Source organism: Levilactobacillus wangkuiensis, from assembly GCF_016861605.1.
Lineage (GTDB): Bacteria > Bacillota > Bacilli > Lactobacillales > Lactobacillaceae > Levilactobacillus > Levilactobacillus wangkuiensis.
Genome location: NZ_BOLM01000001.1, coordinates 89,817 through 114,844, shown reverse-complemented (window position 1 = coordinate 114,844; position 25,028 = coordinate 89,817). Strand labels below are relative to the sequence as shown.

Genomic DNA, 25,028 nt, shown 5'->3' with positions numbered 1-25,028 from the left:
ACTGCATGAATTCGCTTTTTCTCCTAATTATTTTTCAGTTTACCACATTTACTAGGGGTTGAAAAAGCCTTATTGACGCTTTTTATACAATGCAATCAAAATGAAATTATTTTTTGAACGGGTACGAGTACGCCCCGACTTCCAAATTGACCACACCCTTTTGTTTCAGCTTGGCCGCAATGCCTGGATAATAGGCCATTTTCTTGGCGAAACTAGGGATGCTAGCATACACCTCGTTGCCGTCGTTCATGAATAAATGAACCCGGTCGGGGTTATCCTTGGTCGGTGATGCTTGAATCTCACTGATGCTGCGTTTAATTTCACTATCGAGCTTGGCATACTGCAAAATCATTTGGTGGAGCGCCTTAGCCTTTTTGAAATGGCCGTAGACCGGCGTGCCACTCTTGGGCTGATCAACCGATTGTTGACTAACAATACCATTTTCCAAGACCTCATAGTAACGATTTTGCTTCATGACGTAGCCCGCCGTGGCAAACTCAGTGACGTGAACCGTGACCCGGTTGGGCTGACGGAAGGTAATGTCAACGGCCTTAAGTCGTGAATTACGCGCCACTGCTTTTTGCTGCAGGCGGTGTTCGTGCCCGACAACCTGAAAGATTGAGTCGCCCGGACGCACCCGGGTCGCTTGCTGAACCTGTTTGGCCGAGAGTGCTGACGCCCCGGTGACCCGCACCGTTTGAAAATGGCTCAAGGGCGACAGCAGGTACACCATCGCCAGGATCACCACGGTAAAGCTCGTCAGTAGGATGCTCAGCCGCCGAATCAGTTTTCGGTTACGTTGATGCTTGAGCCGGGGCAACTTGTCCCCGATACGCTTGGCCTTGTGCACCCACTTGGGGGTCTTGGCCTGTTTGCGCTTGGCCTCCGCCTGGGCTTGGTACTCTTCCCATGGCGTCATGGCCCGCTGTTGTTTTGACTCGTTGCGGTTCAGCCGAAACTTCACGACCGTCCACCTCCCGTCCTTACTTGTGGGTTAAGCCTGTCGTTGTCAACGCCTCCGGGATGGTGAAAACTGAGCCGTGACGCTGTGGGCGAACGCCTGGAGCCAAAGACCGGTCTCCAGGCTTACTTTGAACCGCTAAGAACCGCGTTTCAAAGATATCAGTTGTCTAAGCGGTAAACCGCTAAGACAACTCCCACGGCTGAGCTCATTTTCACCATCCCTGCGGCTGACACGAGTTTAACCCGCAGTTGTTTAATCCGTGTAGCGCTGGACTAAACTCTTGTGTCACTGGTCGCTCTTGTCATTTCCTAACAGTCATTAACTTTTAGCCTGAGAACCGGTCTCAAAGGTCGTCCCATGCTCTAAGCTGAGAAAATCACTCAGCTAAGACCATCGACACAGCTGTGTGTCTTGATCCGCCTCTGGTCACTCAGACTTGTCACTCAGTTTTCACGTGTCATCCCTGCGGCTGACACGGGTTTGACCCACGGTTATTTAGTCCATGTAGCGCTGGACTAAACTCTTGTGTCGCTTGATTGTTCTGGTTATTTTCCTAACAGCCATGAAACTGATGACTGTCGTCGTTGATAACCTGAAGAATTGTATCGGGCTAACACACTGTCAACTTAGAAAATATCGTCAGTCTTAGTGACCGCCCTTTGGCTGGTGCCGTTCCCCCATAGCGGCCTGCTTACACCCACCGGCGGGAACGATACTCAACCGACTATCTTCTAATTTGTTTAGCCCTGCTTCAGAGTTTCCACAACGTCTAAGACCCGGTCAGCGGCGTCTGGGACGCCTAATTGCTTAGACGCTGCGGCCATGTCTTGGCGTAGGCCATCGTCGGTCATTAGCTGGTCGGCCTTTTTAATTAAGGTCTCGCCGGTTAAATTCTCTTCGGTGATGATCTCCGCCGCACCCACGGACGCCAGGGATTGCGCGTTCTTGGTTTGGTGGTTCGCCGTGACGTAAGGACTGGGAATCAGGATTGACGGGATGCCGTCAGCCGTGATTTCTGCCAGGCTGGTTGCGCCGGCCCGGCCGACGATTGCGGCGACCTTGGGCAGAACCTCTGGCATGTTACTGATATACGGTTTGACGACCACGTTAGCGGCCACGTCGACGTTCTTTAGCTGTTCCATGACGCCGTCGTAACGCTTTTGCCCGGTCACGAAGACCACTTGGTACTTGCGCTGGTTAAACGTTGGAATCGCAGCGACCGTGGCGGCGTTGATCTTGAGCGCCCCTTGGGAGCCCCCGAAAATCAGCAGCGTGGGCACGTCGTCTTGCAAGTTGTACTCGGACCAGCTAAAGTGGCTGACCACCTCCGCGGCTTCCTGGGCCCGGGGATTCCCGGTCTTCACCATTTTGCTAGCGGGTAACTGGTCGAGGGCGGCGTCAAAGACGTAGGCGATGCGGTCCACGTAGCGGCTCAGGAACCGGTTGGTAATCCCCACGACACTGTTTTGTTCGTGAATCATCGTGGGTACGTGTAACCGCGCGGCGGCGTAAACCACGGCACCGGAGACGTAGCCCCCCGTGCCGACCACCACGTCCGGTTTGAATTGCCGAATCATTTTCTTAGCGGCGTGCACACTCTTTAAGAATAAGTAGATTGTTTTAAAATTTTCTAGGGACAGGGAACGCTTGAAACCTTGGATGCGCGTTGCCTGAAACGGGATGCCCTTGGCCGGCACAATCGTGCTCTCCAAGCCCCGTTCAGAGCCCACGTACATGACCTCTGAATCTGGTTCGCGTTTCTTTAACGCCTTGATAAGCGCCAGTGCCGGGTAAATGTGGCCCCCGGTACCGCCACCCGATACCATTAATCGCATTATTTTTCCTCCTGTTTGCCAGTTAACTGCTCAACGGCCTTGATAAACCGGTCACCTCTGACCTCAAAGTTCGGGTATTGATCCCAACTGGCATTGGCGGGCGACAAGAGGATGATGTCGCCGGGTTCACTTAAATCGTACGCCACGGGAACCGCGGTTTCAACGTTTTCGGTCATTTTAATGGTGGGAATTCCCGCTTGCTTAGCCGTTTCAGCTAACAAATTAGCCGTCTGGCCAAACAAGACGATTGCCTTGACGTGGGCCTTGAAGGCTGGCAGCATCTTTTCAAAGGTGTAACCGCGGTCCAAGCCCCCTGCCAGTAAGACAACGGGGGCGGTGAAGCCCTTTAAGGCCATCTCAGTGGCTTCCATGTCGGTTGCCTTGGAATCGTTGTAGTATTGACGACCCTCGGCCTCTAACACGTATTGGGTCCGGTGACGCACGCCACCAAAGGTCCGCAGTACGGCCACGATGGCACTGGTGCTGACGCCCTTGATTTTGGCCACGGCAATGGCCGCCAGCGCGTTTTCTACGTTGTGGTCGCCAGGAACCTTGATTTCGCTGGCAGGCATGATGGCTTCTTCCTTAAAGTACAGCACGCCATCCTTTTCGTAAGCGCCATCCTCGGACTGATCAGTTCGGGAGAATGGGACGACTTGCGCCTTCGTGTTGCGGCTCAGGTCACGCCACTCTGCGTTGTCAAAGTTTACGACGAAGTAATCCTTGTCCGTTTGGTTCGCGGTGATCTTCATCTTGGCAGCTACATAGTTGGCTCGCGTCTTGTGATAGTCCAAATGGTTGGAGAAGATATTGGTCAGCACGGCGATGTGGGGATGAAATTCAGTCGTTTCGGCTAACATGAAACTGGAAACTTCCAGCACCAACGTATCGTCCGGCGTAACTTCTTGAACGACCTTGCTGGCAGGAATGCCAATGTTCCCGGCATAAACGGCCTTGCCCGTCTTCCGGTCGCGGTCCAACATCTTTTGGATCATCGTGGTCGTCGTGGTCTTCCCGTTACTCCCGGTCACGGCCACCAACTCAGCGTCGGCAACCTCGCCAACCAATTCCATTTCCCCAATCACGGGAATTTTTTCTGCCAATGCCCGTTGCACAACGGGAACGTCGTAGAAGATTCCGGGATTCTTGACAATGTAATCGTAACCCGGATCTAACAGGTCAGCGGTCTGTTCACCCGTAATTACGGTAAACCCAGCCGCTTGGAGATCCTGCGCATCCTGATTCTCAGCCAACGGTTTGACATCACTGACGGTGACCTGTGCACCCAGCCGCTTCAATAGGTGCGCTGCATTGACCCCACTCTTGGCTAGTCCCAGGACCAACACTTTTTTATTTTGATACGTCGTGATTTGTTTCATAATAACCGTTCGCTCTCCATTCTTATGCTTATGTTTTTAATTTTGTTTAATTGTGTTAAACCAGATTTGTTTCGGACCGGATTTGTTTCGGGCCGGATTTGTTTCGGGCCGGATTGCGGTGAATTTGCCGCCTGCGGCTGCCAGGACTACGCCTGCTGTGGGGCCAGTTCCCGCCTGAGAAGCGGGCTCCCACCTCAACTTTGAGCCGTGAAACTACCACGTCTCAAAGGTTGTCCCAGGCTGTAAGCCGGCAAGAAGCGCCGGCTAACACCCTCGACACAGCCGTCTCCGTCCTGTCCGCCTCCGGCTCTTGATTGTGCGTTGACCAAACTAGTCGTTCAGCCCAATCAATGCCAGCAATTCTCTTCTGTGCAGCAGACTGGTTACCCGCTATAAATGGATTAACCAGCAAATGATACGGCGCACCGAACCAATCCTGATGGCAAAACCATCCGGTCTAGGTTCTATGGGCTAAGCCAATCTAACCAACACCCACCACACCAAACAAGCAGACAGACCATTTTTAGATTCTCCGGCCGCCACTATCTCAGCGGAGCTGGACAGGTGCGAAACCCTGTGTCGAGGCTGTTGGTCGGCGTTTTCCGCCGGCCTTACAGACTGGGACGACTTTGAGACATTGTGATTTTCAATGGCTCAAAGCGAGGGCCAAGACCGCCTTTCGGCTTGGCCCGGTCCCCACAGGGTGAGAGCACCTGTCCAGCGCGGTCAACCTAATCTCAGGGTTAAGCCAATCTAACCAACACCCACCGCACCAAACAAGCAGCCAGCCCAGTTTTTAGTTTCTCTGGCCGTCGCCATTTCAGCGGAGCTGGACAGGTGCGAAACCCTGTGTCGAGGCTGTTGGTCGGCGATTTCTGCCGGCCTTACAGACTGGGACGACTTTGAAACATTGTGGTTTTCAATGGCTCAAAGCGAGGGCCAAGACCGCCCTTCGGCTTGGCCCGGTCCCCATACGGTGAGAGCACCTGTCCAGCGCAGTCAACTTAATCCCAGCCCTAAGCCAATCTAACCAACACCCACCACACCAAACAAGCAGGTAGTCCATTTTTAGATTCTCTGGCACCGCTATTTCAGCGGAGCTGGACAGGTGCGAAACCCTGTGTCGAGGCTGTTGGTCGGCGTTTTCTGCCGGCCTTACAGACTGGGACGACTTTGAGACATTGTGGTTTTCAATGACTCAAAGCGAGGGCCAAGACCGCCCTTCGGCTTGGCCCGGTCCCCATAGGGTGAGAGCACCTGTCCAGCGCAGCGGTAACCTAACACTACACCTCAGCCAGAGGACCTAAAAAGGGGCTAACCTGCGGCGTGCGGGTTAGCCCCCACCACAGTCGCAGCTCTACTTTGGTAAGATGACCCACAAGCCAGTAACCGCGGTAATCAACCCAATTCCCCAGAAAGTCAAATCAATCTTCCATTCACTCCACCCCTTCATTTCGAAGTGATGGTGAATCGGACTCATCAGGAAAATTCGCTTACCCGTTAGCTTAAATGAGGCAACTTGCAAAATAACACTCGCCGTCTCAATCACAAAGATCAGGCCAATCCACAGCAGGGACAATTCATGATGCAACAGAATTGACACGGCCGCTAAGGCACCACCTAAGGCCAATGACCCGGTGTCACCCATGAAGATTTTGGCTGGCTTGTGATTAAAGATGAGAAAACCGAGGAGACTGCCGACTACGGCAAAACAGAAAATAGCGATGTTGAGTTGGTGCTGGTTCCAGGCAACGATTCCGTAAGCCGCAAAGGCAATGCTGGCCAACCCACTCACCAGGCCATCGAGGCCATCTGACAGGTTCACCGCATTACTGAAGCCAACTAACCAAATAATCACGAAGACGGCGTACCAGCCACTCATGTGCCAGTTACCCATCCCCGGAACGTGCAGGGCCATTGGGAGTTGTTCGCGGGTGTAGACCCAGAATAAGATCAACGCCCCAACGATTTGTCCCAGCAGTTTTTGCCAGGCCTTTAAGCCTTCATTTTGCCGGTGGAACAGCTTGATGCTGTCATCCCACGCCCCTAAGGCGCCATATAAGACCAGGATGAACAGTAAGATCCACGTGGTCGACAGCACATGGTGTGGGCCAACAATCCAGCTCGTCGCGAGCGTCATCACTGCAATCGCAACAATGAATAACAGGCCACCCATGGTTGGGGTCCCTGATTTCTTTTCGTGCCACGTGGGCCCTTCTTCACGAATCATTTGGCCTTCATGCCGCGCCCGGAAGTACCGGATCAATGACGGCATAAACGCCGCCGTTATTACAAATCCACCCAACAGGGGTAAAATCACATTCATCATTGTTCGACTCAATCCTCATTCTCTTTTATTTGTTTTGTTTCAACGTGACCGTGAGTCCCGCGCCGGAGCCGACACTAGTGCCAGCCTTCACGCTTTGTTTCGTCACGTACCCGTCACCGGACACGGTCAGTTTCAATCCTTCTATCTGTGCTAATTTTACCACATCACCCTTGGACCAGCCGGTTAAACTTGGCAGGGCGACTGCGCCACCGGTCTTCAGGAAGACCCGTTGCCCATTATAGAGCGTGGTCCCCATCTTGACGGATTGACTCAGCACCTTACTCCCCGTTCCCAGGATGGTCACCGTGGCGCCGGCCTTGGTCAGTGCACTTGAGGCGCTGGTGGTCGACTTCCCTGTCACGGCGGGCATCTTGGCACTGGCTGATTTGGTCGTTTGGGCATCCTCTTGGAGGGCTCGGGCCATGACTGGCTTCATGATCGACGCCAGCAGCTGCGTGGCGGTCTTACTACCCAAGTGCGGCTGCTTCATGGTGATGTACATCACGTACTTGGGATTGCTAGCGGGCACCATGGCGGCGACGGAGTACAGGTAGCTGTCGTCACCCGACAAGTACCCGCTCCCGTTGCTGACCTGAGCGGTACCGGTCTTGACAGCGACCCGTTCGCCACTCATTTTATAGTCGCCCCCAATACCATAACTCTTATAGACGACATCTTCCATGTGTTTCCGAACCGCTTTAGCCGTTTTGGCTGAAATGGGGTTACCCACGGTCTTCGGCGAGTACTTGGCGACGGTCTTGTTGGTGTTCGGGTCGGTGACCTTACTGATGACGTAAGGCTTCATCATCTTCCCGTTGTTACTGATGGCCGTCAGCCCCTGTAACATCTGGAAGAAGGTGACCTGAATCCCTTGGCCAAAGGACGTGTCGGCCTGTTCAATCGGCCGCTGGAAGGCAATGCTCCCGGACAACTCACCCGGCAAGCCGGAATGGGTGCTCTTCAGAAACCGGAAACGGTCAATGTATTTCTTCCAGGTCTTGGCGCCCATCTGTTGTTCCAGGTGCGCCATGGCCACGTTACTAGACAGGGCGAATCCTTTGTCGTAGGTAATGGTTCCCCAACCGGACGTATTCCAGTCGGGCACAATTTGATTACCGATGGCATATTTACCGGATTGATAGGTCGCATTCCCGTTGTAATTGCCACTGTCAATGGAGGCCGCCATGGTGAAGACCTTCATCGTCGAACCGGGTTCGTAGGCATCCTGAACCAGGGTATCCCGCCAAATTTGACTGAGTCCCGCCTTGGTAGACGCATTAAAGGTTGGTCGCTGCGTGGCGGCGAGAATCGCGCCCGTCTTGGCGTTCATCAGGACCGCGTTCATCGAGTTGGCCTTGACCTGATCTTGCACGCTGCTCATTTCCGTTTCCAACAGCGTCTGAAGCCGGGTATCGAGCGTCGTGTAGACGTTATCACCGTTCTTGGCCTTCTTGGATTTCTGCTTGGTTCCCGGTAATTGGTAGCCGTACATATCCTTCTTGATTTTTTGCGAGCCATTGGTCCCGGTCAATTGCTTGTTAAACGCCTGCTCGAGCCCCATAGTTCCGGTCAGCGTGGTCTCCCCCGCCTTGTTGGTCTTCGACTCGGCCAGTCCCACTAAATGGGAAGCGAAAATCCCATTGGGATACAGCCGGGCTTCCTGTTGAATAAAATTGACCCCGCTAAGATGGGCCTGTTGAATCTTCTGTTTGGTGGTCAACGAAATGTTTTGCCCCGCCGTCCCAAATTCAACTTGGAACGTGTTGCGATTGCTGGGGTTCAACGCCTTTAGGGCCTTCTTCTCGCTGATGGGTAAGTACTTTGCCAAAACGCGCGCAATCTTGGGCTTGTTCGTGGCGTAAAGCTTCTGCCCGTCCACGCCCTTTTGCCGTTTGTCCAGCACCACGTAGAGTGAGTAGACGCTGGTGTCCTCGGCGATGGCCTGGCCGTTGGCATCATAAATCGTGCCCCGCTTGGCCTTCAGCGTTTCATTGGCGGTGTAGAGTTTTTGCGCCTGAGAACTCAGATTGACGTTCTGAACGTTCTTACCGATCGCGATATACGAAAAGCGGCAAACAACAAAAATAAACAACACGCAGATAGCGTAAAACAGAAACTGCCCAAAATGCTTGCGGTTTCTGCCGGGTTGCTGATTTGTCGTTTGACGCTCGTGGGAATCTTTCATTATTTGTTTACATTCCTTATTCTGGCATTTTCTAAAATCAAGCCTTGCTTCTTAGCAATTTTATCAAGCCGACTACGACTCTGCAACTCATTGATCTGTTGTTGTGCGTTCGTGTTGTGGTTCTGCACGGTCGTGATGCGGTTGTTGATGCTTTGCAGGTTATGTTGCGCGTTGGTCATGGTAATTTTGGATGACACAACACAAACCATCATGACGGCTAAAACCAGGCCGCAGGCGGTTAACAAGCATTTTTCGAATTTAGAAATCGGCAACTTTTGGCTGCTCGGATTGCCTTGAGGGGCAACTCGGGGCTGGGCCTGACGTTGCGGCTGTTCTATGTTTGGGCGTTGTTGGGGTTCCGGCGAAAGGGGAACCGCTTCAGCTAAATTGTTCTGCGCCATAAATAATCATCTTCCTATGTCGAATTAATAGATTTGGTAAGACTACTTAATTTTTTCTAAAATTCTGAGCTTTGCGCTATGTGCGCGGTGGTTCGCCGCTAGTTCTTCTTCAGACGGCAAAATAGGTTTGCGATTGACTAGTTTGAAATCAGGTTGTAGGTTGTCCGGAATCACGGGTAAGCCTTGCGGTAAATCAGGCAACGAGGATTTTTCCCGGAACATGGTCTTGACCAGCCGGTCTTCCAAGGATTGGAAGGTAATGACGCTGATACGGCCGTTCAGATCCATGAGTGAAACAGCTTGTTCCAAGGAGTCTTCCAAGGCCCCTAGTTCGTCGTTAACGGCGATGCGGATGGCCTGGAACACCTTCTTGGCAGGATGGCCCCCGTGACGACGAGCCGCGGCGGGAATCCCTTCCTTGATGATTTCAACCAGCTGACCAGTCGTATCGATTGGGGCGGTTGCCCGGTGCCGTTCAATGGCTCTGGCGATTGGCTTGGCAAATTTTTCTTCGCCATACCGGTGGAAAATCCGCATGAGATCGTTAAATGCCCATTCGTTGACCACAATCCAGGCCGTGAGTTTCTGGCTCTGATCCATCCGCATATCTAACGGTGCGTCGTGTTGGTAACTAAAGCCACGGTCCGCCTCGTCAAATTGGGGAGAAGAGACTCCCAGGTCATACAAGATGCCGTCAACCGCGGTGATTCCCCGCTGATTGAGTTGGGCTTGGATATCCCGGAAATTGCTCTTGATAAAGGTTAATTTTCCCTCATCGATATATTTTTTTAAGTGTTCTTCGTTGTAGGTAATCGCCGTCTGATCTTGGTCAAATGCGTACAGATGACCGGTCGTCAACTGCTCAAGGATGCGCTGGCTATGGCCGCCGCCACCGAGAGTGCAGTCAACGTAGATGCCAGTTGGCTTAATGGCTAACCCAGCCACCGCTTCTTTGAGTAATACCGTTACGTGATGAAAGTCTTCCATAAACACTCTCCTTTCCTAAACGTTACATGCCAAAATCAATGAGATTTTCAGCAATATCGTCGAAGTCTTCTTCTGCCGTGGTGGAAAAGTCCTGCCACCGGTCGGCGCTCCAAATTTCAAAGCGATTCGCTACCCCGACAATCACACACTGTTTGGTTAACGCTGCGTGGTCGCGGAGTGATTTGGGAAGGTTGATGCGGCCCTGCTTATCGAGCTCGCATTCCGTTGCTGCAGAGTAGAAAAACCGGACAAAGGCCCGGGCATCCTTGCGATTAACTGGCAAGGCTTTCAATTTCTCTTGCAGGGCTCCCCACTCTGGCATGGGATAACCGAATAAACAGCCATCCATACCTCGGGTGACAACAAATTGGTCGCCCAATTGTTCCCGAAACTTGGCGGGAATGATCAGCCGGCCTTTGGTGTCGATAGAATGTTCAAACTCCCCCATAAACATAGCCAATCACTCCCATTTGTAACTATCACCAAGTTTACCACACCCCCCCACTTTCTACCACAACGTTTCCGAATTTTTATAAATTTCCCCACAAATCTTAAAAAGGCCACGGCGAACAAGTGTTCACCGTGGCCTAGCGCGTTTTACAACGCTTACTAAAAATGAGTCGATAACCAAAAAAATTAATATTTATGCATTAATTTAGCCAATAACCACTAAAAAACAAGCGGCAAATCCAACGACCCAATACAGGTCCGTCAGCCGCCAGAATGTTCGGAAAAAGGTCGAGTAAAGTAACTCTTTGTTGTGAATTGCTTGTAAAAGTGTCACAACGATACCAATGGCCATCCACCCGATGATCAGCCACGGTAAAATCTGCCCCGCTCCCGCTGGAATCAAAAGGAGTGACGTGCCGATAAAAATCGGCGCCATCAGGTCCCACGTGTTCAATTGTGCTGGCCAGTGTTTCTTCAACAGGCGCTTAACGCCTCGAATCAACAGCCAGCCGATGACTAGGATGCCCAGCGTCCCCGCCGGCGAGGTCCAAAACGTCATGCGACTTCCCCCTTTTTTTGGTTTACTTGTTTTAACTTGTCTTAGCCCGCGCCTCCAGGACGGTGAAAATAGGCCGGAACGCTGTGGGCGGACGGTGGGAGCCAAAGGGCGGTCTCCCACCTTGCTTTAAGCCGCAAAGGTCGCGTCTTAAAGTCACCTAATTTTAGCAGCAGTGACCCTGCTGCTAAAATTCCCACGGCTAAGCCTATTTTCACCGACCTTCCGGCTGACACGTGTTTAACCCATCGCAACCCGTGTCCACGACAGTTTCATTATGTACGTTGCAGTATTTTCTGGTACCCTTCCGACAATGGCTCACGGTCACGTTCCAACTCATTTCACTAGTATCATTCTGAAAGGTGGAACACCCACCATGAAAAATGATTCGCAAGTCTGAGCGGCCAGCGGCGTCTTGAATCTGCCGCCGGGAACGGCAATCACTCGCCGGTTTCATTTCACCATAACGGAAACGTCCCAACACGAAACCGGTCGTGTCGTGCTTGAATACTTCCGTTTAATTATAAGGATTTCTAGCGAACGTTGCAATCACTGGACAGAACGTTAAAGCTTCTTAAACTTTGCTTGCTGGACCCCCGTCCGCCGTTCACGAGCAAGTGGCTTGGGTACGCAACCGCACTCCGCAAAAAAAATGGCCTGTCATCCGCAACAAGTTGTCGTGAAAACGGGCCGTCCTCCCCGTCGTGACGGTCCAGCTTTACGTTTTCGCGACAACTTTTGCGTGGCGGTTGCAATTCTGACGTTGCCACGGTAAACTAATTGAGTAATCTAGACGCAAAGAGGTGGCTACTTCCGCATGGAAAAAAAGAAAAAATCAACATTTCAAAAAATCACGAACGTTTTCGTTTGGATCATGATCATCGCAACCATTGGATCTCTGGTCTTTGGTGCCATTTCTTCATTAGGATTAATGGGCTAGCCCGGGTCGTCGTCACATTCTGTCGAATGTTGGCGGCTTTTTTCTGCGCTTGGTGACCAATTTCAAGTCTAAACATCGACACCCGCAACGAATATTAATTAATTTTTTAATCGTTCTGTGTATCCCTTGACACCGGGACTTTCCTGGCCTAAGTTGGGTCAGAAACTTAACTTATTCCTTTGTTCACAAGCTAAAAAGGAGGCGTCCACACAACCACTCTGGTGTGCGGGTGTCTCCTTTTGATTTTCCATCATTGAACCGATAACAATTAACTACAAAAAGCTCCCTACCCGATCAACCAGGAATCCTGGTAAATCACCGTAGGGAGCAACATTCAATTTACTAGATTGCTTAAAATTTATCATAACTGCGACAACCACCTGACCAACACTGGCCAATTGGGTTAAACCAGCGTCAGCCGATAGGACGGTCAAAAATAGGCTCAGCCGTGGGATTTAGGCCCTGGCCGGTCCTGCCCACCGCGTTCCGGTCTATTTTTGACCGCCCGGCAAGGCGAAACCAAAGGCGAAAACCTATTGGTCGTTGGATTGGTCCGGATTGTCCGGTTGCTTGTAGACCTGGCGGGGCTTGCTCCCCTCCTGTGGCCCAATGTAACCACGCTGTTCCAAGTCATCCATGATGCGGGCGGCTCGGTTGTAACCAATCCGGAAGCGCCGTTGTAACAGTGAGGTGCTAGCCTTTTGTTGGTCGACCACGAAACTCAGCGCCTCATCAAACAGCTCATCATCGCTGTCGCCAGCTTCTTCCTGTTTCATTTCCTCATCGCTGACCATCATGTCTTCATCGTAGTCCGCAGACTGTTGTTGCTTGATGAATTCAACCACGCTAGACACGTCTTCATCCGGGATAAAGGCCCCCTGGACTCGGACCGGCGAGTTGGCGTCGACGGGTTGATACAGCATATCCCCGCGGCCCAACAGCTTTTCGGCCCCGTTCGTGTCCAAAATCGTCCGGGAATCAATCCCACTGGACACGGCAAAGGCAATCCGTGATGGCACGTTGGCCTTGATCAGACCGGTAATGACGTCCACGGATGGCCGTTGCGTGGCCAAAATCATGTGGACCCCGGCGGCCCGTCCCATTTGGGCTAACCGGATGATGGCATCTTCAACTTCGCTGGAGACCGTCATCATCAAGTCGGCCAATTCATCGACGACGACCACGATGTACGGCAGCATTGGCCGGGCTTGGTCGTCCTCGGCGTTGGCCTTCTGCACGAAGGCGTTGTAGCCGGAAATTTTCCGTTGCCCAAACTGTGAGAACAGTTCGTAGCGGCGTTCCATTTCGGCCACGACCTTGTGCAGGGCCCGCGCAGCCTTCTTCGGTTCGGAAACCACGGGTGTTAACAAATGGGGAATCCCATTGTACACGCTGAGTTCCACTTTCTTCGGGTCGATCAGCATCAATTTCAGCTGGTCGGGCCGGGCATTCATCAACATGCTGGTAATAATGCCGTTGATGGCCACGGACTTCCCACTCCCGGTCGCCCCCGCAATCAGCAGGTGCGGCATCTTGGTGAGGTCCATGGTCACGACTTCCCCGGTCACGTTACGACCCAGTGGCACCTCCAACGGCTTGTTGGGGTGCGGTGGCTGGGCCTCGACCACGTCACGAAAGGCCACGGTGGAGACTTCCTTGTTGGGCACTTCAATCCCAATCAAGGACTTCCCAGGGATTGGTGCTTGAATCCGAATCCCCTTAGCGGCCAGGGCTAGGGCCAGGTCGTCGGCCAAATTCACGATTCGCGAAACCTTGACCCCGATGGCCGGGTGCAGTTCGTACTCGGTCACGGACGGCCCCAGGCTGACGTTTTTCACTTCGGCATCGACGCCAAAACTGTCGAGCGTTTGCTTCAAAATCTTGGTATTGGCATCAATAGCATTAACTTCTTCGGTCTGATCAGTCGGTGGCACCTGCTTCAACAAGTCCGCCGTTGGTAACTGATAATTCGGGTCGACCGGCGTGCTGCTAGCCAAAGCATCGGCCACGGCCGTATCCTCTGGCGCGTCGGTTGTCGATTTGTCAGGCTTCTTGCTTGAGGCATCCGCAGCCACCGTGATGTGATAGCTGGGTTCCGGTTGTGGCTTAGGCGTTGGCTTCGGCTTCGGTTCGGGCAAATCCTTCTTGTCCGGATCCATAGGTGTTGTGACGGTAACCGTCGGCTTTTGCTCACTGCGTTTGGCCTGCCGCTCCTTGACGCGTTCGCCCCCATTTTTCAGGGCCGTGCCGCTGGCTTGTAGGCCGTGCCGCAGCGTGGACCAGACCGTCTGGAGCCAGTGTTCGATGCTGGCCAGGGGAATCTGGAAGAAGACGATGACCCCGCCCAACATGATCAGCCAGGCCGCAATCTGCGACCCGACCAACGCAATCAGCCAGGCAATCACACTCAGGAGTAACGTGCCAACTAGGCCACCGCCCAGCTGTGACGTCAGACCACCCGTGACCAGGTCCGCCAGGCCGGCGTGCCAAATCGTAGGTAAAAACTGGCTGTGAATGTCGACGGCAATAAAATGGTTGGCGCTCATCCAGAGCAGCCAGCCGCCATAGATCAATCCCCCACCGATTAAATAGTGACGGGCAATCCGGGGCAACGTGCCGGTGATGGTCAGTGCGACTCCCACCGCGGCCACCAGAATCAGGCCAAATTCGTAGGTATCCCCCACGACCAGCCGCACCAGATTGGCGGCCAGCGTGCCGAGGAGCCCGAGGTTAAAGAGACCCAGTCCCGCTAAAGCAATCAGGACCAGGCCAATAACGTTTGCGGTATAGGGAAACGGTTGTTGCTTTGTTGATTTGCGGCGAGCCGGCTTGCGCTTAGTGGTTGGGCGACGCCGGGTCGTTTTTCGTTTGGTAGCCAACCGACTGCCTCCTTTCGCTTACTTTAATTTGTCGTGCGGATACGTGTGGACCCGTTCCAGGTTAGGAAAAGCCTGTTGACGCAGGACTTCGTAGATCACAATGGCCGCACTGTTGGAGAGGTTCAGGGCCCGAATATGGGTGTCGTCTTGGGGAATCCGGATGCATTTTTCGGCGTGCTTGCGCATGAAGGGTTCAGGCAAGCCCGTCGTTTCCTTACCAAATAAGAAGTAGTGATCATTCTCGTTGACGCTGTAATCGGGTTCCGTGTAGTCTTGGTCCGCAAACTTGGAAACCAGGTACAGTTGCGTGGGGTCTGGAATCGTTTCTAAAAACGCTGGCAGATTCTCATGGTAGCGGACGTCGACCTTGTCCCAGTAGTCCAGGCCAGCCCGTTTTAAGTGGGCGTCGTCAACGGAAAAACCGAGGGGCTTGATCAAATCTAAGACGGTGTCGGTCCCGGCACAGGTCCGGGCGATGTTCCCGGTATTGGCGGGAAACAGGGGTTCAAATAACGCGATGTGATTACTCATAAATTCTCTTCTCCGTTCTGTTGTCAAACATTCGTTCTGTCCCATTATTATAGCCATTCCCCCGGGTCTTTGACAAGGGCTGAACGCTTGGTAACCGTAAAAATTGCGCGATTGCTTTTCCGTTCCCGGCGGCGGATTCAAGGTGCCCTGCTGTGGGGAACGCTTCCAGCCTGAGGGGCGGTCTTCCAGCTCAACTTTGAGCCAAAGAGCGGTCTCAAAGGTTGTCCCATGGTCTAACCTGAGAAAATCACTCAGCTAAGACCATCGACACAGCTGGTCACCTTGATCCGCCTCTGGTCACTCACATTGATCTTGAATTTTACGGTTACCAGATTCATTCCTTGTCAGACTTATTCTCTACCTCACCGCCAAATGAACAAATTAATATTACCCAGGTATTGTCTAAATTCAGTACGCAAATTTCAAGTGGCTAACTTGATTATAAAATTCGCCGTCTAAATTCAGTATATTATCGGCTAAACTACTTCGCCTGTCTTACATGTCGTTTAGCGTTTAAATCAAGCCGCTCGCAGCTGTTCAAGCATACACATAATAATTTTCTCCCAGAAACATATTTGTCAACCAAAACATAACGGCCCTTCTCCATCATTCTACGCAATCCCTATCAAATCAACAATTACACAACCGAGGGTCACTTAACGAACAAACCAAAATACTAATGTTTAGCGTATAAACGTGTTAACTTATGGGTGTCGGAGGGGGCAATATTTCAGCCTGTTAGGAGGAAAAAACATGCGAAGAATAACAAAATTTGCGCTACTGGTTACCTCCAGCCTGGCACTCATCTTTCTATTTGAATCACCTACCAAAGCCTATGCTCGTGTTGTTCCGTCTAAGGGAACCAGTGAACCTGAGGCTACTATCCTCACCGACCCTGGTCAAGAAGAGATGTCGCATACCGCGGTCTTACCTGAGGACGGCGTCTATGACGTTAAATATTTTTGGTCTATCGCGGACAACGTCAAGGTCAACGCTGGCGACACCATGAATTTCTACATTCCTAAGAACGTCAACGTTACCCGAACCCGTTCCTTTAACATGGCCAGTTACGACGGCAGGGCCAGCGTTGGTAAAACAACCGTCACTATCGGTAGTCACGTCGGCGTCTGCACCTTCAACAATTTCTTTGCGACGCACAAGTACCTTAAGGAAGGTTACATTTCCTTTGAAGTCCGTGGTGCCGGTGAGCCCGAAGAAGTGACACCACCAGTGACCACCCCAGAAGAGCCTGGGACCGAAGAACCTGAACCAGAAGTTCCTGGGGTTGAGGAGCCCGGGGTTGAGGAGCCTGGCGAAGAACCTTACCCTGAAGAGCCTGGAACCGAAGAACCTGGAACTGAGGAACCTGGGGTTGAAGAACCCGGGGTCGAGGAACCTGGCGTTGAAGAACCTGGGACTGAAGAGCCCGGCGAACCAGAAGCACCTGGGGTCGAAGAACCTGGGGTTGAGGAACCTAACCCAGAAGACCCAGCTCCAGAGGAACCTGCCGGCGAAAAGCCCGGGCCTTCCACACCTGGCGTCACCTACCCACCCGTTAAGCCTGGACCAGTCGTTCCAGAACCCGAAACGCCCGTCATTACGCCTGAAGATCCCGGCTATCCTAGCGTGACCGTTCCCGGCAAACCAACCAAGCCGACGCTCAACAAACCCGGCAAGCCGGTTCACAAACCAACCGGGTCTAAACCCACTGGGTCGACCCAAACCGGTGGTCAAACCGCTGCCATCACCCCTAGCGGCCAAGGCAGCGGCACCGCTAGTCAGCCCGCAACCAGCGCGGCCATCAACAACCACGCAACGGGACAATCGCCAACCACGACTCCCGCTACTGGTCACGCCACAGCGACCTATCCATCTTCGACCCTACCACAGACTGGTGATCACCAATCCACTGGCATCATCGTTGCCGGACTCGCCCTCCTGTTAGCTAGCCTGACCGGTGGTTTCCTCAGCTTACGGGATCGTAAGCATTAATGACCCCCACTCCCCCCTAAGATTCAGGCCAATCCGCCGACCATTAGCTCGCTCCGCTGATCGGCCTGGATCTTACCAAACCCATGTCACCACACAAAAGCCCCGAAGGCATCCGTCTTCGGGGCTTTTGTCAGACTTATTCACCATTTCGACAGTCTCAGCCGACTAACTCGGCCAATATATTATCGGCCAAACTGTTTCACCTGTTTTGTACGTCGTTGGCGTCTAGAAACAGGCCACTTACACCCCTTTCACCAGATGCCTAATCGTTTTATTGCAGAAACATATTTGTCAACCAAAACATACTGACGCTTCTCCATTGTTCTACATAATCCCCGTTAAATCAACAATTTGACAACTAAGAGTCACTTAACGAACCAATCAAGATACTAATGTTCAGCGTATAAACGTGTTAACTTATGGGTATCGGAGAGGAGCAATATTTCAGTCTGATAGGAGGAGAAAACATGCGACGAAGAACAAAATTTGCGCTACTGGTTACCTCCAGCCTAGCACTCATCTTTTTATTTGGATCACCTACCCAAGCCTATGCGCGGGTCATTCCAGCTAAGGGAACCAGCGAGCCTGACGCTAAAATTGTCAGCGTCCCCGGTGGGAAAGTCATGTCACACACCGCGATCTTACCCGCAGACAAGGTTTACAACGTTAAGTACAGTTGGTCCATCAGCCAAGCCGAAAAGGTCAATGCCGGTGACACCATGGATTTCTATATTCCTAAGAACGTCAACATTACTCGGACCCGCTCCTTTGACATGAGCAGTTACGACGGCAAGGCCATCATTGGCAAATGGGACGTTACCATTGGCAGTCACGTCGGCGTCTGTACCTTCACCAATTTCTTTGCGACGCACGATTACCTGAAGAGTGGGTACATTTCCGTTGAAGTCTATGGTGCTGGCCAGCCCGAAGAAGTTGTCCCACCGACCACCCCCGAAGAACCCGGAACCGGTGAACCAGGCCCTGAGGAACCCGGCCCCGAAGTGCCTGGCATTGAAGAACCCGGTGGACCTGAAGCACCTGGTGTTGAGGAACCTGGGACCGAAGAACCTGGTGGCGAAAAACCTGGGACTGAAGAACCTGGCAGCGAAAAGCCTGGACCCGAAGAACCTGGTGGGCCTGAAGCACCCGGCGTTGAAGAACCGGGGACTGAAAAGCCTGGCGGCGAAAACCCGGCTGGCGAAATCCCCGGGACTTCCACGCCTGGCGTCACCTACCCACCCGTTAAGCCTGAGCCAATCGTGCCAGAACCCGAAAGTCCAGCCGTTACGCCTGATGATCCCGGCTACCCTGGTGTGACTGTCCCCGGCAAGCCGACGAAGCCAACGTTCAACAAGCCTGGGAAGCCAATTCTCAAACCAACCGGTGGAACGCAAACCGGTGGTCAAACCGCAACCATCACTCCTGGCGATGGCAGTAGCAACGCTAACCCTCCCGTAACCAGCGCAGCCATCAACCAACACGCGACGGGCCAATCGCCAACCACTTCCCCCGCTGCCGGTCACGCCCCAGCGACCTATCCGTCCACGACCTTACCACAAACGGGTGATCGCCAATCCGCTGGCATCCTCGTCGCCGGACTCGCCCTCTTGTTAGCTAGCTTGACCGGTAGTTTCCTCAGCTTACGAGATTGTAAGCACTAGTGACCCCCGCTCCCCCCTAACCTCAAGGCTAGTCAGTCGACCATTAGCGCGCCCTGCCGACTAGCCTTACCCTTACCAAACCCATGTCACGACACAAATACCCCGAAGGCAACTATCTTCGGGGTATTTGCTAGTTATTTTAGGGCAAGAAAAAAAGCAGCTCCTCGGTGTGGGCACGGCGAGGGACTACTTTAGTGAAGTGCTACTTGTCAGCCACCAACAGCTTTCACTGATGTTAACTGCCAAACGATTTCTCATCGATAAATATAACACTGTCCTGTCAGGTTCACAAGCATTTTTTATCGGTTTTTTAAACGTTTTACTTCACGCCCTCAGCGGTTAACAGGGTCACGTCAACCGTGATAGCTGGGAACGGATTGGCCTTGACCTCAGCCAAGCGAGCCTCATCGGCACCCCAGTGCATCGGCGTCATCAGCATCAAATCCGCAAAGAGTTCGGCGGGAACGGGGACCTGGTACCGAATCCGTTCCACGGTGGCATTAGGATAATGCTTCTGGAACAGGTCCAGCACGTTGCTGTTGTCATAGCTGGCGTGCGCACTGCCGGCCGGGAAGATGGCCTGACGCAGTTCAATCAGGTAATCCGGATTAGGAATGACCTTCAGCAATTTGCCACCAGGCGCTAGTACCCGGTTGAACTCGTTGTAAGCCGATGGCGAAAACAGGTCCAAGATCGCCGTAAACTGGTGATCTGCGAATGGCATCTGGGCCAGGTCGGCCACACAGAAGAACGCGTCGTTGTCCAGTTGGGTGGCAAGGTTGATACCGGGCTTGGATAAATCAAAGCCGACCGCGGCATCCTGGCCGTTCCGGTGTTTCAACACGTCATCGAGCGGCGTTCCCTCACCACAGCCGACATCCAGAATCGTCTGGGGACCGGCGGGTAATTTGGCCGCGAAGGCGTCCGTGATGCCCGCAAAGAGGCCGGCCTGGAGCATGCGACGGCGAGCTGCTAACATGTCATTGTCATATTCGCTGGCCACGGCGCGCTGCATAAAGTACAGCGTCCCCTTCTTGGACAGGTCAACGTTGTGGCCGTTTGGGCAAATTAAACTGTGGCCTTCAACGGTCGCGTAGGGTGCTAAACACACTGGACAGCGAAAGAGCTGGGTGTGCGCGGCTAAAAATGTCGCCGCTTGATCAATCTTCTTCATGTGGCTTCTCTCCTGTTTCTGTCACGACGGGCTGCGGTTCCTCGTAGCCGCCGACAAATGTCTGGTACCAATGGAAAAATTCGGTTGCCACGACCCGGATGACGGCGTACCCCGGAATTCCCAGGACCACACCGACCACGCCAAAGGCCTTACCGGCAATCAATAAGATAAAAATAATCGTTAACGGATGAATTTTCAGCGAGCTGCCAAGGACTAGTGGCGAAATGATTCGGCCTTCCAACGTTTGCTCAATGATAAAGACAATCAGGACCTTCACCAACATCCATGGGGACACAAACGCCGCGACCACCACCGCTGGAATCATGGCGAGAAACGACCCCAGGTAAGGAATCAGGTTCAGCACCCCAGCGACGATGCCCAATAGTAGCGCAAATTTTAGCCCCACGATCAGGAAACCAATGTAGAACAGCACGGCCACGATGAATGCCACGACCAGCTGGCCCCGCACGTAATTACTAACTTGGCGGTTCATTTCCCGCAGTAACGTGACCACGGACTTGCGCCGGCTCACCGGTAACAGGCGGGCTAAATAGTCGGGCAACTGGTGCCCGTCGCGCAAGAGATAAAATAAAATGAACGGCGCCGTCACGATGGCGACCACAATCGATACCACGCGGCTAACGATACCGCCGACCGAACTGACCGTATTTTTGGCCAGACTGGACAAGGCGGACGACGAACTGTCCGACAGTTGTTGGTTAAACTGATCCAACTGCTTGCGTACCCCGTCGAGCCGGTCATCCTGGAGCCACTGCATACTAGTCCGCGTGAGCTGATTCCAGTAATGTGGCCACTCGGTGATCAGCGTCGTGGTCTGCCGTTGGACCATGGGAATCAGACTAACGACGCCCCACGCCAGCAGAAGCTCTACGATAATGAAGAGGCCAATGATCGACCAGCTTCGGTGAACCCCCCGCTTTTCCAGCCGATCCACCACCGGATTCATCAGATAATACCCGATGCCGGCCAGGATGATGGGCAGTCCCAGAATCTGCCCCACTAAAATAAACGGCGTCGCGAGCCATGGGACTTTACTTAGGACCAATAAAATGAGTAAAATAAGGAGCGTGATTGTTAGAATGGAAACCAGCCGATTGTTTACGACCCAGCTCCAAAACCACGACCGGTGTTGTTTGGATTCCGATTTCAAATGCGTCACTCCTTGAATGATTAAATGAGCTTTGAGATTAAGCTGTAATTCATTGGTTAGCTGTGATGATTAGGTCAGCCCCTGTTGGTTAAACCCATTAAGGGTCACCACTAGTCAGCTGGCTAACGTTTTCAGGTTACTGACCGTTCCCAGACAGCTGTTAAACAGCTCCAAGGACAGAAAAATGAGTGGCCAGTCTGAGTGACCAGAGGCGGGGCAAAATGCCCAGCTGTGTCGGTGGTCTTGGTCGGAGTTTTTGTGCGACCTAGCCCACGGGACGACCTTTGTGACCGCTTCTCAGGCACAAAGTCGAGGCGGAAGCCCGCTTTCCAGGCTGGAACCGGCCCCATAGCAGGGCGTTTTGGCCCCGCCGTCGGGAACGAATGCACGCTTAACCAGAGTGGATATATTGTACCATACTGTTAGCCGCTTGCGCAGAGCAAGCAGAGAAAGGATGACGATTTTGCTCTTAGTTGAACCGTTACTAGAAAATTATACTGACCTCCCCGCTGCCATTCGTGCCGGCGCCAAACACGTGGCACTGGCCGACAACTTGGCGGTGGGTGGCACCACCGTTAGCAAGGGCGTCATGGCCGAGGCCGTGCGTTACGCCCATGAACACCAGGTATCCTTAGACCTGATCATCGCCCCTCGTGGTGGCAACATCCCCTACAACGGCGTGGAAATCAAGATGATGGAGGCTGACCTGTTGGAAGCCCAACAATTGGGGGTGGACGGCGCCATCTTTGGGGCCCTCACCGACCAACACCAACTGGACGTCGAGGTGCTCAGCACGTTGATTGCCGCCGCTGGTGGGATGACGCTGACATTTGGCCAAGCCTTTGACGAAATTCGTCCCCAAGACCGGGGCACGGCACTAGACTGGTTAGCCAGTCAGGGTGTCGACCGCGTCCTGAGTGCTGGCACGGCCAGTGATGACCGCCAAGCCGACTGGGTTGCCAGCAAGCGTTTGGCTGACGCAGACGGCGTGACGTTGGTTCCGGCCAACGTCACCGCTGCGGATGCCCAACAGGTTGCGGATGACTTACACGTGAACTTGGTTTATGGCCAACGGGTTTTAAAATTTTAGCTTGTGACATTCAAAGAGACAGTAGTCGTGGACCTAGTGTTCACCGCTACCGTCTCTTTTTCTCGTTAACTTACTCTTTGACCATAAAGTTGCCATTCTTATCAATCCCATTTACTGCCATGGCCCGAACCAATTTACCCTTGATAGTCTTATCGACGGATTTATCCGCGTAGGCCGCCAAGTATTGATAGAACTCCTTGAAAGTCGTCGCCCGACTATTCACTAGCGTGGCATACATTAGCCCCTCGTTGATCAGTTCTTTGTTGGCTAAGCTATCATCCCCATGCACAAACAACTGATAAACATCAAACGGATCATCCTCGAGCGCCGCGTACTGGCCATAATTGATATCAAATAAATCGTTTAGTGCTCCCCAAACTGTATTGTTGGTCGATTTGCCATACAGTGCGGGGTTCTTTTGAACGATAGTATCGTACGGAAAGCCGCGGGTTAGCCCAAACATGTACCGGTAGCGCTGGAAAATTGCCCAGCCTTCTTTGTAACTGACGCCTGGGTCGGTATTATAAGCAGAATGACTGGCATAGCTCCCCGCCGCCAACATCTTGTTGACTCGCCACATGTTCCAGTGTGCCCACTCATGGCTGACCGCCGAATTCATGGTTTCCTGCGTCTGATTGCTGGTATTGATGCAGATGACCGACCGCCGAATCACCCCACCATCGTTATCTTGTTTGCCACGACTGTGGAAAGAGCTTTGACTATCGGTCAAGGTTGGGTCATAAATTAAATCAATTGGCTTAAGGGTTGCCCGATGCGTATCAATATAGGGTGACGCCGCCTTAATAGCAGCCGCTTGATTCCGATAGACATCCGCGTAGGTTTTATTTAGCCGAGCAAGCCGATAATACATGGCCGCAGAAATGGCCGGCGTCTGATACACCGCAATCCGTTGAGAGCTGAGCGTCCGTGTCTTACCGACTGTGAGCGTGTGACTCACCTGATACCGGACATCCTTTAAGGTAATGGCGTAGCCGCGAGTCTTGTTACCAAAGAAGTACGTCAGCCTGACCTGATCAAATCGGCGATTAGCTTTTAATTTCAAGTGATTAATCGCCCCAGTAGCATTCGTTGTCGTGGCTTTTAAAAATACCTGCTTACCGGTCGTCCGGTTAATGCCATAAATATTAACTTGGGCGTTTGCCAAAGGAATCGCTGTTTCGTAGCCAGCCCCACTGTCCTTGATTGAAAAGCGATAGTGCTTAATAGTTAGCGTATTACCGGCTGATGATTGTTGCGTCGTCGCGCGTTTGGGTTGTGACTGTATGACTAGTAGCGCTGCTATCCCACAAATAATCCCCAATCCAATCAAAACTTTTTTCATCGTCTTCATATCAGGCTCCCTCCTCGCTAAGAACCACCCTGTCGATTGACGCAGAACTCACAGTCACTTTACTAACCCCGTACCTAACAAAAACGACTCTACTGTCGAAATTTTTCAAACAGTAAAGCCGTTTTTACTTGCACGAACGCCCTTCGACCATGAGTTGCCGCATGCATTTATCTCAACCGAGAAACCGCATTTTCTCGGGAGTTTATCTTCATGGTCGCTGCTCGACCCGCTTCGTCCGCTTTCCCAAACTATCTTACTTAAACGTGGAACTGATCTTGCCATCATGGTACAGCACGGATGGCGTTTGATCCGTGTACACCCATTGGGCTAGTCGTTGGGGCCGCTTCCAGCTCAATCCGGCTAACGCCAAGGCCGCACCATCCATGGCCGTGCTCTTGATCCCCTGCTTGTTGATGGCGGGAGCTGCACTGCCCACGGACCAATAGCTCATGACCTCTGAGCCAATCTTTCCGTGGACAAAAGCATTATTCCCCAACTTGCCGCCACCCAAACTCGGCAGCCCCAATGCGTGTCCGATTTCACGGATCAAAACGGCTTCGCGCCAATCTTGTTCTTCGGCGCTGGACAGGCCCGCTGATTTCCAATTGGCCGGGTGGAAGACCATCCCCTGACGGTCATAGGTTTGGCCTCCCAGTGATTTGTCATCGGTCTTCGTGTCGTGAATGACCTCGTCACTCTGCTTGGCACTAGTCACCACCGTCACAACTTTTTGACCCGCTAAGGTATTCCAAAAGGTCGCCGCATCCTGCACCATTGACTTGGTCATGAGCTTGGACTCCGTGTAAAGCTGAAGAGTCGCATCCGTTCCCATAAAGTTACTAATTTTCTCCTTGCCTATCTGGTAACGATAGGTCTTCGCCGCTTGGTCCAGGCTCGTGTTGCCGGTGTACTGCGTACCGTGCGTTAAGTTGGTCAGCTGCACCATCTTGGGTCGCGAGACCATTTTCTGATTCAACAGACTGTCCTGCGTCGTGTACGCGCGTGACCGCTGGTAATAGTGATTGTTGCCGAACATGGCCCGGTACATCCTGGTCATCCCCCACATGGCGGTACCGACAACGGCCACTAGGAGGACGAGTAACGTCACCCGTTTAACTATTTTCAACAGATGTTCCCCCCTCTCTCATGAATT

General features: G+C 52.7%; 18 protein-coding genes and 1 pseudogene. 4 read left to right on the top strand and 15 right to left on the bottom strand.

All coding sequences use genetic code 11. The features are described 5' to 3' along the window. Positions 1–106: 106 nt before the first annotated feature. From JUF13_RS00420 to JUF13_RS00380, 9 genes and pseudogenes are all read right to left on the bottom strand, one after another. A complete protein-coding gene (locus tag JUF13_RS00420) occupies positions 107–964 on the bottom strand; it encodes a cell division protein FtsQ/DivIB (protein ID WP_203637257.1) in 858 nt (285 codons plus the stop codon). A gap of 740 nt (positions 965–1,704) precedes the next feature. Further along, the gene (gene murG / locus JUF13_RS00415; RefSeq protein ID WP_203637256.1) at positions 1,705–2,799 is read right to left on the bottom strand and encodes an undecaprenyldiphospho-muramoylpentapeptide beta-N-acetylglucosaminyltransferase; all 1,095 of its coding nucleotides are present in this window, start codon (positions 2,797–2,799) and stop codon (positions 1,705–1,707) included. Continuing rightward, positions 2,799–4,193 (bottom strand): annotated as a pseudogene (gene murD, locus JUF13_RS00410) (UDP-N-acetylmuramoyl-L-alanine--D-glutamate ligase); the annotation flags it as partial. The gene murG and the pseudogene murD, both read right to left, overlap by 1 nt. Before the next feature lie 1,342 nt (positions 4,194–5,535). Further along, a complete protein-coding gene (gene mraY, locus JUF13_RS00405) occupies positions 5,536–6,507 on the bottom strand; it encodes a phospho-N-acetylmuramoyl-pentapeptide-transferase (protein ID WP_373301389.1) in 972 nt (323 codons plus the stop codon). A gap of 25 nt (positions 6,508–6,532) precedes the next feature. Beyond that, positions 6,533–8,692, bottom strand: coding sequence for a penicillin-binding transpeptidase domain-containing protein (locus JUF13_RS00400; protein WP_203637254.1), 2,160 nt, complete (start codon positions 8,690–8,692; stop codon positions 6,533–6,535). Beyond that, positions 8,692–9,093: a cell division protein FtsL gene (gene ftsL, locus JUF13_RS00395; RefSeq protein WP_125763096.1), complete on the bottom strand. Its 402-nt coding sequence runs from the start codon at positions 9,091–9,093 to the stop codon at positions 8,692–8,694. The genes JUF13_RS00400 and ftsL overlap by 1 nt, the downstream gene beginning before the upstream one ends. A gap of 42 nt (positions 9,094–9,135) precedes the next feature. Next, positions 9,136–10,080, bottom strand: coding sequence for a 16S rRNA (cytosine(1402)-N(4))-methyltransferase RsmH (gene rsmH / locus JUF13_RS00390; RefSeq protein ID WP_203637253.1), 945 nt, complete (start codon positions 10,078–10,080; stop codon positions 9,136–9,138). A gap of 22 nt (positions 10,081–10,102) precedes the next feature. Further along, positions 10,103–10,534, bottom strand: a complete 432-nt coding sequence (mraZ, locus tag JUF13_RS00385) for a division/cell wall cluster transcriptional repressor MraZ (RefSeq protein ID WP_125763100.1) — start codon at positions 10,532–10,534, stop codon at positions 10,103–10,105. 201 nt (positions 10,535–10,735) lie between these two features. Continuing rightward, entirely contained in the window at positions 10,736–11,089 is a 354-nt protein-coding gene (locus tag JUF13_RS00380; RefSeq protein ID WP_125763102.1) for a DUF3397 family protein, read from the bottom strand. 814 nt (positions 11,090–11,903) lie between these two features. On the opposite strand from JUF13_RS00380, the gene JUF13_RS00375 reads away from it, so the two are divergent. Continuing rightward, positions 11,904–12,026 carry a DUF4044 domain-containing protein gene (locus JUF13_RS00375; RefSeq protein ID WP_125577081.1) on the top strand — a complete coding sequence of 41 codons (123 nt, stop codon included), beginning with the start codon at positions 11,904–11,906 and terminating at the stop codon, positions 12,024–12,026. Between the two features lie 533 nt (positions 12,027–12,559). Here JUF13_RS00375 and JUF13_RS00370 read toward each other — a convergent pair. Together JUF13_RS00370 and JUF13_RS00365 are read right to left on the bottom strand one after the other, a co-directional pair. Continuing rightward, the gene (locus JUF13_RS00370; RefSeq protein WP_203637252.1) at positions 12,560–14,905 is read right to left on the bottom strand and encodes a DNA translocase FtsK; all 2,346 of its coding nucleotides are present in this window, start codon (positions 14,903–14,905) and stop codon (positions 12,560–12,562) included. Positions 14,906–14,923: 18 nt separating this feature from the next. Beyond that, a complete protein-coding gene (locus JUF13_RS00365; protein ID WP_125763106.1) occupies positions 14,924–15,436 on the bottom strand; it encodes a tRNA (cytidine(34)-2'-O)-methyltransferase in 513 nt (170 codons plus the stop codon). A gap of 753 nt (positions 15,437–16,189) precedes the next feature. Between JUF13_RS00365 and JUF13_RS00360 the strand changes: the two genes are divergently transcribed. Then, the gene (locus JUF13_RS00360; protein ID WP_203637251.1) at positions 16,190–17,428 is read left to right on the top strand and encodes an Ig-like domain-containing protein; all 1,239 of its coding nucleotides are present in this window, start codon (positions 16,190–16,192) and stop codon (positions 17,426–17,428) included. Between the two features lie 467 nt (positions 17,429–17,895). After that, positions 17,896–19,089 carry an Ig-like domain-containing protein gene (locus JUF13_RS00355; RefSeq protein ID WP_203637250.1) on the top strand — a complete coding sequence of 398 codons (1,194 nt, stop codon included), beginning with the start codon at positions 17,896–17,898 and terminating at the stop codon, positions 19,087–19,089. Positions 19,090–19,408: 319 nt separating this feature from the next. On the opposite strand, the gene JUF13_RS00350 is transcribed toward JUF13_RS00355, so the two are convergent. After that, positions 19,409–20,263: a methyltransferase domain-containing protein gene (locus tag JUF13_RS00350; RefSeq protein ID WP_203637249.1), complete on the bottom strand. Its 855-nt coding sequence runs from the start codon at positions 20,261–20,263 to the stop codon at positions 19,409–19,411. After that, entirely contained in the window at positions 20,250–21,434 is a 1,185-nt protein-coding gene (locus JUF13_RS00345) for an AI-2E family transporter (RefSeq protein ID WP_203637248.1), read from the bottom strand. Before JUF13_RS00345 ends, JUF13_RS00350 begins: the two co-directional genes overlap by 14 nt. A gap of 454 nt (positions 21,435–21,888) precedes the next feature. Here JUF13_RS00345 and JUF13_RS00340 point away from each other — a divergent pair, with 454 nt between their 5' ends. Then, a complete protein-coding gene (locus JUF13_RS00340) occupies positions 21,889–22,524 on the top strand; it encodes a copper homeostasis protein CutC (RefSeq protein ID WP_236002652.1) in 636 nt (211 codons plus the stop codon). Positions 22,525–22,594: 70 nt separating this feature from the next. On the opposite strand, the gene JUF13_RS00335 is transcribed toward JUF13_RS00340, so the two are convergent. Together JUF13_RS00335 and JUF13_RS00330 are read right to left on the bottom strand one after the other, a co-directional pair. Then, the gene (locus JUF13_RS00335; RefSeq protein WP_203637246.1) at positions 22,595–23,875 is read right to left on the bottom strand and encodes a hypothetical protein; all 1,281 of its coding nucleotides are present in this window, start codon (positions 23,873–23,875) and stop codon (positions 22,595–22,597) included. Between the two features lie 253 nt (positions 23,876–24,128). After that, a complete protein-coding gene (locus JUF13_RS00330) occupies positions 24,129–25,001 on the bottom strand; it encodes a zinc metalloprotease (protein ID WP_225893585.1) in 873 nt (290 codons plus the stop codon). Between the last annotated feature and the right edge of the window lie 27 nt (positions 25,002–25,028).

What these genes read in the sequence shown, in the direction of transcription:
- murG (WP_203637256.1), bottom strand. Translation starts at nt 2,799, where the DNA reads ATGCGATTAATGGTATCGGGTGGCGGTACCGGGGGCCACATTTACCCG.
- mraY (WP_373301389.1), bottom strand. Translation starts at nt 6,507, where the DNA reads ATGATGAATGTGATTTTACCCCTGTTGGGTGGATTTGTAATAACGGCG.
- JUF13_RS00400 (WP_203637254.1), bottom strand. Translation starts at nt 8,692, where the DNA reads ATGAAAGATTCCCACGAGCGTCAAACGACAAATCAGCAACCCGGCAGA.
- ftsL (WP_125763096.1), bottom strand. Translation starts at nt 9,093, where the DNA reads ATGGCGCAGAACAATTTAGCTGAAGCGGTTCCCCTTTCGCCGGAACCC.
- rsmH (WP_203637253.1), bottom strand. Translation starts at nt 10,080, where the DNA reads ATGGAAGACTTTCATCACGTAACGGTATTACTCAAAGAAGCGGTGGCT.
- mraZ (WP_125763100.1), bottom strand. Translation starts at nt 10,534, where the DNA reads ATGTTTATGGGGGAGTTTGAACATTCTATCGACACCAAAGGCCGGCTG.
- JUF13_RS00380 (WP_125763102.1), bottom strand. Translation starts at nt 11,089, where the DNA reads ATGACGTTTTGGACCTCGCCGGCGGGGACGCTGGGCATCCTAGTCATC.
- JUF13_RS00375 (WP_125577081.1), top strand. Translation starts at nt 11,904, where the DNA reads ATGGAAAAAAAGAAAAAATCAACATTTCAAAAAATCACGAACGTTTTC.
- JUF13_RS00365 (WP_125763106.1), bottom strand. Translation starts at nt 15,436, where the DNA reads ATGAGTAATCACATCGCGTTATTTGAACCCCTGTTTCCCGCCAATACC.
- JUF13_RS00360 (WP_203637251.1), top strand. Translation starts at nt 16,190, where the DNA reads ATGCGAAGAATAACAAAATTTGCGCTACTGGTTACCTCCAGCCTGGCA.
- JUF13_RS00355 (WP_203637250.1), top strand. Translation starts at nt 17,896, where the DNA reads ATGCGACGAAGAACAAAATTTGCGCTACTGGTTACCTCCAGCCTAGCA.
- JUF13_RS00350 (WP_203637249.1), bottom strand. Translation starts at nt 20,263, where the DNA reads ATGAAGAAGATTGATCAAGCGGCGACATTTTTAGCCGCGCACACCCAG.
- JUF13_RS00340 (WP_236002652.1), top strand. Translation starts at nt 21,889, where the DNA reads ATGACGATTTTGCTCTTAGTTGAACCGTTACTAGAAAATTATACTGAC.
- JUF13_RS00335 (WP_203637246.1), bottom strand. Translation starts at nt 23,875, where the DNA reads ATGAAGACGATGAAAAAAGTTTTGATTGGATTGGGGATTATTTGTGGG.